We start from the raw sequence: 13,569 nt of genomic DNA, 5'->3' as shown, positions 1-13,569 counted from the left end.
CTTTCAGCCCCGTCCCCATGCCCGTGGCGTCCGACGGTGACCGGGTGGCCCGTTCTCTATAGGCTCCGTGCCATGAGCAACCGCGATCACGCCGCAACGTTCATCATCCTCGGTGTCCTGGTCGTCGTGTTCGGCATCACCTTCACCGTGTTCGTCATACCGTCGGGCCGGGAGGCCCAGGCGGATGAGGACGCGGCCACCGGTACCGCCGACACGCTGCTGCACGCGCTCGGCCGAGGAGACGGGGCAGAGGCCTGTGGCCTCCTGGCGAAACCCGCTGCCACTGCTCTGGCCACCCAGCGGGGAAAGGACGACTGCCCCTCCGCCGTACGGGATCTGGCCGACTCGCTGACCGCCGCGGAACGCGAAGCCGTGGCGGCCATGAAGCTGACCGACGACGACACCAGAGCGGAGAAACGGGGAACGCGGCACACCGTACGCCTGGACGCCGAGCCCTTCGGTTACACCGGACTCCTGGTGGACCGGCAGAACGGTACGTGGCGTGTGATCCGCATGGAATGAGAGAAATTTCTGCCGCGCCAGAATCAGGTGCTTCCCTTCCCGGGCATCAGGCGGGCGCTGCACCGTGCCGCCAGTGCCGGAATGGCGGCGATCTTCTCCGGCGTGAGATCGGGCCAGTGGATCCCGGAGGGTCGTTGGGATTTCGGGCAGACGATGGTTTCGGCGGGCGTGACGATGAGGTCGACGCCGACGTCGTGTCCGCTGGTGGGGACGGTCGTCTCGGTCACCTGGAGTGCGTGGACGGTGGTGACGACGAGGGTCTTCGGTGTCACCAGGCCGGCCTCGGCGAGAAGGGCGAACTCGATGTCGGAGTAGCCGGCGCCTTTCCCGACGCGGGCGCCGTCGCGGTTGACGGCGACGCTGCCGAGGATGATCAGGTCGAGCGGGCGGAGTGCGTCGACCTCGACGGCCGGGGCGATGGAGGCGGCCGTGCGGCTGTCGGCGGCCTCGGCCGGCGGGACGGTGAGGGCGGCCGGTTCAAGGAGGTAGAAGGGCTTGGGGGTGGCCAGCTTCGGTACAGCCATGTAGACCGTCTTGCCCTCCTCCAGCGCCCGTGCCCGGACCGGGAGCTGGGCCTTGTCCGGTACGGCCTTGACGACACTCGCGTACTGCCAGGACGGGAGCGCCGCCAGTCGGGCAGCGGCTTCCCCGGCGCCCTTGAAGTCCGGGATTCGGCCGTGGACGGAGGCGTCGTGGACGGCGTCCGCGGCTGTCAGGGAGTCCCAGACCTGTGTGCGTACCGCCTGTTTGGCCTGGTCCAAAGAGCTGGCTGCCACGGCGGCCCCTCCGTTCTTCCTTCTATGCCGCTGCCGTCGATCCGGGCAGGCGGTCAGGGCCTCGGCGGATACGGGCGGGCGTAGGGCTCTTTCACGCCCCGGCCCCCTCGCTGCCGAGCGGCGAGGGGGGCGGGCCCACGTCGCCACGGACAGCGTGTGTCCGGGCCGTCCGTTCCTGTCTGACGGCCCGTGGACGGCCCGGGACCGGTGTGGCTGCGGGCGGGGCGTCTCCCGGTGGTCCGGGAGGCGACCCGCCCGCGTAGTACTGCCTGGGCCTTTGGCCCGTGTCTACAGCACCGGCAGCAGGTTCTTCAGCTCGAAGGCGGTGACCTCGCTGCGGTACTCCTCCCACTCCTGCTTCTTGTTTCGCAGGAAGAAGTCGAAGACGTGCTCGCCGAGCGTCTCCGCGACCAGTTCGCTCTTCTCCATCAGCGAGATCGCCTCGCCCAGGTTCTGCGGCAGCGGCTCGATGCCCATGGCGCGGCGCTCGGAGTCGGAGAGCGCCCAGACGTCGTCGTCGGCGCCGGCCGGGAGTTCGTAGCCCTCCTCGATGCCCTTGAGTCCGGCGGCGAGCAGTACCGCGTACGTCAGGTAGGGGTTGGCGCCGGAGTCGATGGAGCGGACCTCGACGCGGGAGGAGCCGGTCTTGCCGGGCTTGTACATCGGGACGCGGATCAGTGCGGAGCGGTTGTTGTGGCCCCAGCAGATGTAGGAGGGGGCTTCGCCGCCTGCTCCGGCGGAGCGGCTGGAGCCGCCCCAGATGCGCTTGTAGGAGTTGACCCACTGGTTGGTCACGGCGGAGATCTCCGCGGCGTGCTTGAGCAGGCCCGCGATGAAGGACCGGCCGACCTTGGAGAGCTGGTACTCGGCACCCGACTCGTAGAACGCGTTGCGGTCGCCCTCGAAGAGGGAGAGGTGGGTGTGCATGCCCGAGCCGGGGTACTCCGAGAACGGCTTCGGCATGAAGGTGGCCTGGACGCCCTGCTCCAGCGCCACCTGCTTCATGACCAGCCGGAAGGTCATGATGTTGTCGGCGGTGGACAGCGCGTCGGCGTAGCGGAGGTCGATCTCCTGCTGGCCGGGCGCACCCTCGTGGTGGCTGAACTCGACCGAGATGCCCATGGATTCGAGCATGGTGATCGCCTGGCGGCGGAAGTCCATGCCGACGTTCTGCGGGGTGTGGTCGAAGTAGCCGGAGCTGTCGGCCGGGGTGGGGCGGGTGCCGTCGACCGGCTTGTCCTTCAGCAGGAAGAACTCGATCTCGGGGTGGGTGTAGAAGGTGAAGCCCAGGTCCGAGGTCTTGGCCAGGATGCGCTTGAGTACGTAGCGCGGGTCGGCGAAGGAGGGCGAGCCGTCCGGCATCAGGATGTCGCAGAACATCCGGGCCGTGCCGGGTGCCTCCGCGCGCCAGGGCAGGATCTGGAACGTGCCGGGGTCCGGCTTGGCGATCATGTCCGATTCGTATACGCGGGCGAAGCCCTCGATGGCCGAGCCGTCGAAGCCGATGCCCTCGTCGAAGGCCTGTTCCAGCTCGGCGGGCGCGACGGCGACGGACTTGAGGTAACCGAGCACGTCGGTGAACCACAGCCGTACGAAACGGATGTCGCGCTCCTCAAGGGTCCTGAGGACGAATTCCTGCTGCTTGTCCATAGCCACATCCTTGCAGTTCAGACGGTCCGTGCATCACCGCCCGGGGGTAGGGGGACACCTCAGTATCACGACCCGGGATTTCACCCAGATTACGCACTCGGTGTGAGAGGGAGCACTCAGCCACCCACTACGATCGGCGCGCCCGGTGCGCAGGGGGTCCGAAGGCTCGTGAGGGCTTCGCGGGCCCGTGTGCGCCGGCTCGTTCCATGTCCCTCCCACCTCTTGGCAGAAGGACCGCCGACATGAGTTTCGACCGCAGGACCCGTGAGGAGCAGACGCCCGGTGCAGGCCGTGCGCACGACCGCCGCAACCGTGTCGCCGTCATAGCGGTGAGCGCCGCCGTGGTCGCCGGTCTGCTCGGTTTCGGCTCGTACACGCTGCTGAAGGGACCGGAGGCGGACGCGGCGGGCGAGGTCTCCACGGCGGCCTCCCGGGCGGGCGACGCCAAGCAGGCGGAACCGGAGGAGGCGGCTGCCGCCGGGGCCGTCGAGGGCGAGAGGTCCTGGGACCCGGAGAAGCTGGGCCGTGACCACGTCACCACGCCCGTGACGTATCCGATGAGGCCGCCGGTGGGCGGTGACCACGATCCGGCCTGGCTCAACTGCGACGGCGTCGTATACGAGAAGGCCGTTCCGGACGTCCACGCGGTGCATGCCCTGGAGCACGGTGCGGTGTGGGTGACGTACGACGACCGGGCCACGGACGCCGATGTGCGCGCGCTGGCGTCGAAGGTCGCCGGTACGCCGTACACGCTGATGAGCCCGTACGACGGGCAGGACGGGGCGATCGTGCTGAGCGCCTGGGGCAAGCAGGTCGCCGTCGACGGCGCGGACGACCCCCGGGTGGCTCGGTTCCTCGCACGGTACGTCCAGGGGCCCCAGACCCCGGAGCCCGGCGCGCCGTGCACGGGCGGGGTCGACGGGTGAGCCGGGTGCGCGAGGGGCGCGTGCGGTGGGCGGCCGGCGGTGCGGTGCTGCTCGCCCTGCTGTTCGCCGGGGCGGCGGCGGTCGCTTCGGGGCGGGGCGGCGGGGATGCGGCGGCCCCGGCCGGGACCCTCGCCGTCCCGGCCGCCGGATCGGCGGACGCGGGTTTCGCCCGTGACATGTCCGTCCATCATCAGCAGGCCGTGGAGATGTCCTTCCTCGTGCGGGACCGGACGAAGGACGAGGAGGTGCGGCGGCTCGCGTACGACATCGCGAACACGCAGGCGAACCAGCGGGGCATGATGCTCGGCTGGCTGGACCTGTGGGGGCTGCCCAAGACGGCGCCCGCCGGCCAGGAGCCGATGGCGTGGATGCCGTCCTCCGGCCATCACACGCACCCGGGGCGTCACACGGGCGCCTCGTCCGCCCCGCGCGACGGGGCGCTGATGCCCGGCATGGCGACCAGGACCGAGCTGAGGGAGCTGGGCGCGGCCGACGGCGTGGAGGCCGAGGTCCTCTTCCTCCAGCTGATGACCGACCATCACCTGGGCGGGGTCGCGATGGCCGAGGGGTGCGCCGGACTGTGCGCGGTTCCGGCGGAGAAGCGGCTCGCCGAGGGCATGGTGCGGGGGCAGCGCTCGGAGCTGGACCTGATGGCGGACATGCTCGCCGAGCGGGGCGCGGCGCCCCGGCCGTAGGAGCAGGCCGGGCGGCCCAGCAGTCGGCGGGGGCCCGGGCCGGGCGGGCGGATGCCCGGGCCGGGCGGGTCTCCGCCGGCCTGGACCCCGCCGGCCTGAACCACGCCGGCCTGGACCCCGTCGGCCGGGCCTCCGCCGGCCGGCTGCGGGCCGCCTCTCCCCCGTCCGGGTGTACCGGATCGCCCCGTACCGCGTGCACCCGTGCGGGTGAAGTCCAGCGGTGGCGGGCCCAGGACGGCCCCAGCACAATGGACAGTGCTCGGGGTTGTACGGCATGCCCACCGGCACGCAGGAGGAAGAACCCATGACCACCGCCAAGGACATCATGAGCGCCGGGGCCCAGTGGATCCCGGCCCACGAGACGCTCGACCGCGCCGCCCAGATGATGCGGGACCACGAGGTCGGTGCGCTGCCGGTCTCCGCCAACGGCGAGCAGGACAAGATGGTCGGGATCATCACCGACCGCGACATCGTCGTCAGCTGTGTGGCGTCGGGGCACGATCCGTCGAAGGTGACGGCCGGTGAACTCTGCGAGGGCACCCCGCGCTGGATCGACGCGACCGCCGATGTCGAGGCGGTCCTCGACGAGATGCAGAGCCACCGGATCCGCCGGCTTCCGGTGATCGAGAACAAGAGGCTGATCGGCATGATCAGCGAGGCGGATCTGGCCCTGCACCTCTCCGACGAGCAGGTCGCCGGCTGGGCGGAGAGGGTCTACTCCCGCGCCTGACCCGCACCTCCCCCCTCCCCCACCCGCCCACTGCCCTTCTCGCGTACCCGGCCCGGTCTCCCCGCACATCGGCGGGGAGACCGGGCCGTCGTCGCGGGAGGCCGGGCCGCCGTCGCGGGAAACCGGGCCGCAGTCGTTGCGGGAGACCGGGCCGTCGTGCGGGAGACCGGCCGTCGTCGCGGGAGGCCGGGTGTCGGGGCGCCTCCTTATACCGGGCGGGAGTACGGTGCGCAACATGTCTGAAATGCCCCATCGTCGCGCCGTACTCGGCGCGGGTATCGCCGCCCTGACGGCGTCGGCCGCCTCCTCCGCGCCCGCCACGGCCGCGCCCCTCCCGAAGCCACCGGCCGCACCTGCCCCCGTCCGGGACCTCCGCCGGGCCGCCGACGACGACCCCTATGTGCTCCCCGACGGCCCGGAGGTCGCCCGGGCCGAGGCCGCGCGGGGCGGCGGCCCGGTACGGAGTGTCGCGCTGACGGCCACCGCGTCCCGTCTCGAACTGGGCGGCGGTCTCACCGTCCCGACCTGGTCCTACGGCGACCGGCTGCCCGGGGACCCGGTCCGGATCACCGCGGGTGACACCCTGGAGCTCACCCTCGCCAACCATCTGCCGCAGTCCACATCGGTGCACTGGCACGGCCTGGCCCTGCGCAACGACATGGACGGGGTGCCGGGACTGACCCAGCGGCCCGTGGAGCCGGGCGCGGAGTTCACCTACCGCTTCGCCGTCACCCACCCGGGCACCTACTGGTTCCACCCGCACTCGGGCGTGCAGCTCGACCGGGGGCTGTACGCGCCGCTGGTCGTGGACGACCCGAGGGAACCGCTCGCCTACGACAAGGAGTGGGTGGTCGTCCTCGACGACTGGCTCGACGGGGTGGAGGGCTCGACCCCCGACGCGGTGCTCGACGAACTGACCGGCGGCCGGGGAAGCATCCACGGCACCACCGGGCACACGGCGTCCGCGCCGGACGAGGCCCCGCCCTCGCGCCTGCTGGTGGGCGCGGAGAGCGATCTCCTCGGCGGGCACGCCGGTGACGTCGACTACCCGTACTACCTGGTCAACGGCCGTACAGAACAGGACCCTTCGGTCTTCGAGGCGCGTCCCGGCGACCGGATCCGGCTACGGGTGGTCAACGCCGGCGGGGACACCGCCTTCCGGCTGGCGCTGGGCGGCCACCGGATGACCGTGACGCACTCCGACGGCTTCCCGGTGGGCCACACCGAGACGGACGCACTGCTGATCGGGATGGGTGAACGGTACGACGTGCTGGTGACGGCCGGGGACGGGGTGTTCCCGCTGACCGCGCTCGCCGAGGGGAAGGGCGCCTCGGGCCTCGCCGTGCTGCGCACGGGGGCGGGCGCGCTGCCGCCGGCCGGCACGCGCCCGGACGAGCTGACCCGCGAGGTGCTCACGGCGGACCGTCTGGCACCGGACGGGTCGGTCGCCCTCACCGCGCGCGAGCCGGACCGGACGGTGCGGTTCCGGCTCAGCGGCTCCATGGAGGCGTACGACTGGACCTTCGACGGCACCCCCTACGATCCGGCGGTGCGCAGCGGCGTCCGGGCCGGGGAACGGGTGCGGCTGGTCTTCGCCAACCGCACCCGGATGTGGCACCCGCTGCATCTGCACGGCCACACGTTCGCGCTGGCGGCCACGGCCGCGGGGGCGGCTCCGGGCGTCCGCAAGGACACCGCGATCGTCCTGCCGGGACGCAGGCTGACGGTCGATCTCGACGCGGACAACCCGGGGTTGTGGATGCTGCACTGCCACAACCTGTACCACGCGGAGGCGGGCATGATGACGGTCCTCGGCTATCTGCGCTGAGCCGGCCCGCGCCGGGCGGCGGCCCGCGCCGGGCGGGCACGCGCCCGCCCGGCACACACCCGCCCGGCACGCATCCGACGGCACACAGCCGCCGGGCACGTGGTCGCCGGGACATCGCGTCAGTACGACGATTACACTGGAGGGCGTGCCTCAACTACGTCTCGCCCTGAATCAGATCGACTCCACCGTCGGTGATCTGGCCGGCAACAGCGAGTCGGTCGTCCGCTGGACACGGCATGCCGCCGGGCAGGGCGCCCACCTGGTGGCGTTCCCCGAGATGGTGCTGACCGGTTATCCCGTCGAGGACCTGGCGCTGCGGTCGTCCTTCGTCGAGGCATCGCGTCAGGCGCTGCGCGCGCTCGCCGTCCGTCTCGACGACGAGGGTTTCGGTGAACTGCCCGTGCTCGTCGGCTACCTCGACCGCTCGGAGCACGCGGCGGTGCGCTACGGGCAGCCCGCGGGCTCTCCGCGCAACGCGGCGGCGGTGCTGCACCGCGGGCGGATCGCCCTGAGCTTCGCCAAGCACCACCTGCCCAACTACGGCGTGTTCGACGAGTTCCGCTACTTCGTGCCGGGCGACTCGATGCCCGTCGTGCGGGTGCGCGGCGTCGATGTGGCGCTGGCGATCTGCGAGGACCTCTGGCAGGACGGCGGCCGGGTCCCGGCCGCCCGGTCCGCCGGGGCCGGTCTGCTGCTGTCGGTCAACGCGTCGCCGTACGAGCGCGACAAGGACGACACCCGGCTGGAGCTGGTCCGCAGGCGTGCGCGGGAGGCCGGCTGCACGACGGCGTACCTGGCGATGACCGGCGGCCAGGACGAACTCGTCTTCGACGGCGACTCGATCGTCGTCGGCGTGGACGGTGAGGTCATCGCCCGCGCGCCGCAGTTCTCCGAGGGCAGCGTGATCGTGGACCTGGAACTCCCCGCCGCGGCCGGCGTGCCGCCTTCCGGGGTCGTCGACGACGGTCTGCGGATCGACCATGCGGTGCTGTCCGAGGAGCCCCTCGCCCCGTACGCGCCGGAGTTCACCGGCGGGCACGCGGACCGGCTCGACGACGACGAGGAGCTGTACTCGGCGCTGGTGGTGGGCCTGAGGGCGTACGCCGCGAAGAACGGTTTCGGCACCGTCCTGGTCGGACTGTCGGGCGGAATCGATTCGGCGCTGGTCGCGGCGATCGCCTGCGACGCGCTGGGCGCGGAGAACGTGTACGGCGTGTCGATGCCGTCGAAGTACTCCTCGGACCACTCCAGAGAGGACGCGGCGGAACTGGCCCGGCGCACCGGGCTGAGCTTCCGCACGGTACCGATCGAGCCGATGTTCGACGCCTACATGGGCTCGCTGGGTCTGACCGGGCTGGCGGAGGAGAACCTGCAGTCACGGCTGCGCGGCACGCTGCTGATGGCCATCTCCAACCAGGAGGGCCAGATCGTCCTCGCTCCGGGCAACAAGTCGGAGCTGGCGGTGGGTTACTCCACGCTGTACGGGGACTCGGTCGGCGCGTACGGGCCGATCAAGGACGTGTACAAGACGTCGGTCCTCCGCCTCGCGAAGTGGCGCAACCGCGCCGCCGGGGAGCGCGGCCGGATTCCGCCGATCCCCGAGTCCTCGATCACCAAGCCGCCGAGCGCGGAACTGCGTCCGGACCAGGTGGACACGGACTCGCTGCCGGACTACGAGGTCCTGGACCGGATCCTGGAGCTGTACGTCGACCGGGACCAGGGGCGGGACGCGATCGTCGCGGCGGGTTTCGACGCGGAGCTGGTGACGAGGACGCTGCGGATGGTGGACGCGGCGGAGTACAAGCGCCGCCAGTACCCGCCGGGCACGAAGATCTCCCCCAAGGGCTTCGGCAAGGACCGCCGCCTGCCGGTCACCAACCGGTGGCGCGAGTCTGACTGAGGGGCCGGCCGGGTGCGTGCGGGAGCCGGACCGGTCTCCGCGTGCCCGGCCCCTCCGCGCCTTCGCGCCTCGGCCTGTACGCCTCCATGCCGCACCTCCGCGTCCCCGCACCTCCGCGTCCCCGCGTCCCCGACGTCAACTCATGGCACTTTTCATCCCGTTCGAGTGGTGTGCGGTGTGTCGGGTGGATTCACGGGCGGGCCGGGCAGTCTCCAGGTGATCCGACCCTGGAGGGGAGCTGTGGGACTGTCACGCGTTCGCAGGCACGCCATCACCGAGGGACCGACACCGGCCGACACCGCGGGCACGCCCGCGCTGCCGTACCCGAGCGGCTGGTCCGCCCTGGCCTTCTCCGAGGAGTTACGCCCCGGCACGGTGCTCACCCGGCCGCTGGCGGGGCGGGACGTGGTGCTCTACCGGCTCGGTACGGGAGCGGTCCGCGCCGTCGATCCGTACTGTCCGCACCTCGGCGCCCACCTCGGCCTGGCGAAGGTCGAGGGAGACGACCTCGTGTGCCCCTTCCATCTCTTCGCGTTCGGCCCCGACGGCGCCTGCGTGCGTACGGGGTACGACACCCCGCCGCCGCGTTCACCGCTGACCCGGCTGCCGGTGCACGAGGTCAACGGCGCCGTCTTCGTCTGGCGGCACCATGACGGCAGGGCCCCGGACTGGTTCGTCCCCGAGTGGCACGAGATCGGCCACCGGCCCGCCCGGAGCGCCGCCTGGGAGTTCGCGGGCAACGTCCAGGAGGTCATCGAGAACTCCGTCGACCTCGGGCACTTCGCCACCCTGCACGGCTGGTCCAAGGCGGAGATGGGCGGACCGGTGGTGTACGGCGACTCCGCCTTCCACGTGTCGATGCGCGCCCATGAGTCGGCACCGCTGCTGGGTGACTTCGTCGTGAACGTGGAGGTGGACGGTTACGGGCTCGGCTGTCTGCACGCCGATGTGTACACGGCCCGGATCGGTCTGCGGATGTGCACGATGGTGATGCCGACGGCGATCGCGCCCAACCGGATGCAGTTCCGGCAGCGGAACCGCATCGCCTTCGACGAGCCGTCCGCCCTGCCGGCGCCGCTCGCACGGGCGGCGAGCCGGGCCGCGGCCCGGCTCCTGGACCGCGCCGTCTTCCGGTCCAGTTGCGAGTTCACCGCAGCCGACTTCCCGGTCTGGCACCACAAGGAGTACCGGCAGCCGCCCCGGCTCACCCACGGCGACGGCCCGATCGGTCCGTTCCGGCACTGGGCCCGGCGGTTCTACCCGCCCCCGCCGGAAGCGGAGGCTGGGGGCAGCGGGACGGCGCGGACCGCTCACGGCGAACGGGCGGCCGGGGCCGGGGCGCCCCTCGGCGCGGCAGCGCCCTCCGGATCAGGTCCGTCCCCCGGGTCCGGGACACCCTCCGGGGCCGGGCCGGTGCTGCGCCCCTCGGTAGGCCGATGAGCGCGCACCCGGGCCGGTGTGGCCGGGTCAGTGCACGGCGGTCCGCTGCTCCTCGCGCACCACCGCGCCGCCCGCGACGATCCGCGAGGTTCCCGGCGTACGGTCCAGCAGGCCCGCCGTGACCGCCACCGCGAGACCGGCGGCGGCCAGGACGGCGCCGACGAGGGCCGGGGAGGTCCAGCCCCAGCCGGCCGCGATGGCCACCCCGCCGAGCCAGGCACCGCCCGCGTTGGCCAGGTTGAACGCGGAGTGGTTGGAGGCGGAGGCCAGGGTGGGGGCGTCCTGGGCCTTGCTCATCACCAGCATCTGGAGCGGGGTGGTCGTCATGAAGCCGACCCCGCCGAGCAGCACGACCGCCACCAGCGCCGCCCACCGCACATCGGCGACGAACGGGAAGACCGTCAGGACGACGGCCAGGGCTCCCAGCGAGCCGTACAGGGTGGGGCGCAGCGCCCGGTCGGTCAGCGGGCCGGCGGCCAGTGCGCCGAGCGTCATCCCGATGCCGAAGAGGGCGAGGACCAGCGTCACCGAGGACTCCCCGAAGCCCATCGCCTCGGTCGTCATGGACGAGAGGTAGGAGTAGACCGCGAACACACCGGCGAACCCGAGGACGGCGGTCAGCAGGCCGAGCAGTACCTGGCGGTTGCCCAGCGCGCGGATCTCGTGGCGTACGTCCTGGCGTGCTTCCACCGGGATCTGTGGGACGAGGCGGGCGAGTGCGGCCATCGCGGCGAGGCCGATCACCGCGACCACCATGAAGGTGGCGCGCCATCCGAGGTGCTGTCCGAGCAGGGTGGCGGCCGGTACGCCGACGACGTTGGCGACCGTGAGGCCGAGGAACATGGTGGCGACGGCGCGGGCCTGCCGGCCGTGGGGCACGAGCCGGGCGGCGACGACGGCGCCGACGCCGAAGAACGCGCCGTGCGGCAGACCGGCCAGGAACCGCCCGGCCATCAGCCAGCCGAAGCCGGGCGCGAAGGCGGAGGCGAGGTTGCCGACGGTGAAGAGGCCCATCAGCAGCAGGAGCATCCGCTTGCGCGGGATCCTGGAACCGAGGCCGGTGAGCAGCGGGGCACCGAGGACGACGCCGATCGCGTACGCCGAGACGAGGTATCCGGCGGTGGGTACGGACGTTCCCAGATCGTCCGCGACGTTGGGCAGCAGGCCCATCATCACGAACTCGGTGGTGCCGATGCCGAAGGCGCTCACAGCGAGGGCGAGCAGGGCCAGGGGCATGGTGGGTGACCTTTCGGGCGGGGCGGCACCCGGCTCGTGACGGGCCGGGCGACTGCGTGCGGAGGTGGAGGATCGTGCGGGAGCGTCGGCTTCGTCGCCGGACCACATGCCGGACAGGTTATGTATCTGTCCGGAACAAAGTCTCTCAGACGTTTTATGCCCGCAGGTGAACGAACTGTTGCGGCGGGGTGTGATGTGCGCGTCACTCCGCCCGCCCGCCGGGGGCGGCGGTGCGGGACGCGCTCCATCTGCCGCGCCCCGCCCCGCCGTTCGCTCCCCGCCCGTACCGGAGCCTCGCCGTCAGCGTTCGGGCGCCGGTTCGCTCCGGTCGGGGAATCCGGCCCGGACGCGTGCGGTGCCGGCGGTCACCGCGGCCGGCACCGCCGCCAGCACGAGGGCCGCACCCATCAGAGCGGTGCTCACCCAGACCGGGGCGCGGTAACCGGCTTCCGCGCCGAGAGCCAGGCCGCCGAGCCAAGGGCCCACCGCCGCGCCCACGTTGAAGGCGGCCGTGGCGAAGGAGCCGCCCAGGGTCCCGGCCTCGGGGGCCAGATGGAAGACCCGGGTGATCAGCGCGGTCCCGGTGCCGAAGGCGAGCGCGCCCAGCAGCAGCACCAGGGCGAGTACGGCGGCCGGGTGGGCGGCGGTGAGGGCCAGGGCGGCCCATCCGGCGGTCAGCGCCGCCATGCCGGTGCCGATGACGGCGGCCGGGCGGGCGTCGGCCAGCCGCCCGGCCAGGGTGACCCCGGCGAAGGCGCCGGCGCCGAACAGGGCGAGCACCAGGGGGACCCGTCCGGCGCCGAACCCGGTGACCCGGGTGACCAGCGGTTCCAGATACGAGAACGCGCAGAAGGTGGCGCCCTGGACCAGGGCCATCACCAGCAGGGTGAGCAGGAGCCGCGGGCGGCCCAGGGTACGGAGCTCGGCGCGGACGCCCACCTTCCCGGCGTCCTCGGGCCGCCCGCCGGGAACCGCCCGGAACAGGGCGAGCGCCGCCGGCAGGGAGACCAGGGCGACCGCCCAGAACGCCGCGCGCCAGCCCCAGAGTTCACCGAGCGCCGCTCCGGCCGGCACGCCCGCCACGCAGGCGACGGTGACTCCGCCGACGACCACGGCGGTGGCCCGGGCGCGCCGCTCCGGACCGGCCAGGGCGGTCGCGGTGACCAGCGCCACCGCCCAGAATCCGGCGTTGGCGAGAGCCCCGACGACCCGGGTCGCGAGCAGCACCCCGTAACTGCTCGTCAGCGCGCCGACGACGTGGACGGTGACGAAGACCGCCAGGAAGAACAGCAGGGCCCGCCGCCGGGGCCAGGTGCGTGCGGCCAGGGCGGTCAGCGGGGCGCCGACCACCATTCCGACCGCGAAGGAGGAGGTCAGCAGACCTGCGGCGGACAGGGAGACGTCCAGGTCGCCGGCGATGCCCGAGAGCAGGCCGGAGAGCATGAACTCCGAGGTGCCCTGGGCGAAGACCGCCAGCCCGAGCATGTGGACGGCGAATGGCATACGAGTGGTGCGGACCATGAGGAAACAGACCCCTTGTACGGAACCGACGGGAACGATCGGGGTACGCGGGGATGCGGGTCGCGCCCGTCACGCGATGAGGCGTGGGACGGCGGAGCGACGGAATGCCGGTGCCCGTCGGCTGTCCTCCGGCTGTGTGCCGGGGTACGCCGACCGTTCTCGACCGGGCATGAAGGCCGCCCCCGCATCGCCGCGGGATCCGGCGGCGGCCTGCGACCGGCGACACGACGGCGGTGACCGCTGGGGGTCAGGGGTTCCGGGTGTCGCGGATCGGCCGCCGGCGGACCGGCGGCCTGAGTCTGTCGGACTCGGGGGTGGACATGGGCGGGAGTTTACCTCCCCGCG

At 72.4% G+C, this 13,569-nt stretch carries 11 protein-coding genes; 7 read left to right on the top strand and 4 right to left on the bottom strand.

Features of this window, described 5'->3' with window-relative positions; genetic code table 11:
- Nucleotides 1-72: 72 nt before the first annotated feature.
- The gene (locus CP967_RS24800; RefSeq protein WP_150490089.1) at nt 73-522 is read left to right on the top strand and encodes a hypothetical protein; all 450 of its coding nucleotides are present in this window, start codon (nt 73-75) and stop codon (nt 520-522) included.
- A gap of 23 nt (nt 523-545) precedes the next feature.
- On the opposite strand, the gene CP967_RS24795 is transcribed toward CP967_RS24800, so the two are convergent.
- Together CP967_RS24795 and glnA are read right to left on the bottom strand one after the other, a co-directional pair.
- Entirely contained in the window at nt 546-1,298 is a 753-nt protein-coding gene (locus CP967_RS24795; protein ID WP_150490088.1) for a 5-formyltetrahydrofolate cyclo-ligase, read from the bottom strand.
- 288 nt (nt 1,299-1,586) lie between these two features.
- Nucleotides 1,587-2,948 carry a type I glutamate--ammonia ligase gene (glnA, locus tag CP967_RS24790; RefSeq protein ID WP_150490087.1) on the bottom strand — a complete coding sequence of 454 codons (1,362 nt, stop codon included), beginning with the start codon at nt 2,946-2,948 and terminating at the stop codon, nt 1,587-1,589.
- A 242-nt stretch (nt 2,949-3,190) separates the two neighbouring features.
- Between glnA and CP967_RS24785 the strand changes: the two genes are divergently transcribed.
- The 6 genes from CP967_RS24785 (at nt 3,191) to CP967_RS24760 (ending at nt 10,467) form a co-directional block, all read left to right on the top strand.
- The gene (locus CP967_RS24785; protein WP_150490086.1) at nt 3,191-3,874 is read left to right on the top strand and encodes a DUF3105 domain-containing protein; all 684 of its coding nucleotides are present in this window, start codon (nt 3,191-3,193) and stop codon (nt 3,872-3,874) included.
- On the top strand, nt 3,871-4,569 hold the full coding sequence (locus tag CP967_RS24780) for a DUF305 domain-containing protein (RefSeq protein ID WP_373300338.1): 699 nt from the start codon (nt 3,871-3,873) through the stop codon (nt 4,567-4,569). Before CP967_RS24785 ends, CP967_RS24780 begins: the two co-directional genes overlap by 4 nt.
- 304 nt (nt 4,570-4,873) lie before the next feature.
- Nucleotides 4,874-5,299: a CBS domain-containing protein gene (locus tag CP967_RS24775; protein ID WP_150490085.1), complete on the top strand. Its 426-nt coding sequence runs from the start codon at nt 4,874-4,876 to the stop codon at nt 5,297-5,299.
- Between the two features lie 235 nt (nt 5,300-5,534).
- A complete protein-coding gene (locus CP967_RS24770) occupies nt 5,535-7,127 on the top strand; it encodes a multicopper oxidase family protein (protein ID WP_150490084.1) in 1,593 nt (530 codons plus the stop codon).
- A 145-nt stretch (nt 7,128-7,272) separates the two neighbouring features.
- Nucleotides 7,273-9,027, top strand: coding sequence for an NAD+ synthase (locus CP967_RS24765; protein ID WP_150490083.1), 1,755 nt, complete (start codon nt 7,273-7,275; stop codon nt 9,025-9,027).
- A gap of 240 nt (nt 9,028-9,267) precedes the next feature.
- Nucleotides 9,268-10,467, top strand: a complete 1,200-nt coding sequence (locus tag CP967_RS24760) for a Rieske 2Fe-2S domain-containing protein (protein WP_150490082.1) — start codon at nt 9,268-9,270, stop codon at nt 10,465-10,467.
- A gap of 27 nt (nt 10,468-10,494) precedes the next feature.
- On the opposite strand, the gene CP967_RS24755 is transcribed toward CP967_RS24760, so the two are convergent.
- Together CP967_RS24755 and CP967_RS24750 are read right to left on the bottom strand one after the other, a co-directional pair.
- Nucleotides 10,495-11,703, bottom strand: coding sequence for an MFS transporter (locus CP967_RS24755; protein WP_150490081.1), 1,209 nt, complete (start codon nt 11,701-11,703; stop codon nt 10,495-10,497).
- A gap of 300 nt (nt 11,704-12,003) precedes the next feature.
- The gene (locus tag CP967_RS24750) at nt 12,004-13,206 is read right to left on the bottom strand and encodes a Cmx/CmrA family chloramphenicol efflux MFS transporter (RefSeq protein ID WP_150490080.1); all 1,203 of its coding nucleotides are present in this window, start codon (nt 13,204-13,206) and stop codon (nt 12,004-12,006) included.
- Between the last annotated feature and the right edge of the window lie 363 nt (nt 13,207-13,569).

Origin of the sequence: Streptomyces nitrosporeus, assembly GCF_008704555.1 — a bacterium.
Lineage (GTDB): Bacteria > Actinomycetota > Actinomycetes > Streptomycetales > Streptomycetaceae > Streptomyces > Streptomyces nitrosporeus.
The sequence above is the reverse complement of the archived record's forward strand: the minus strand, read 5'-3'. Positions and strand labels throughout refer to the sequence as shown.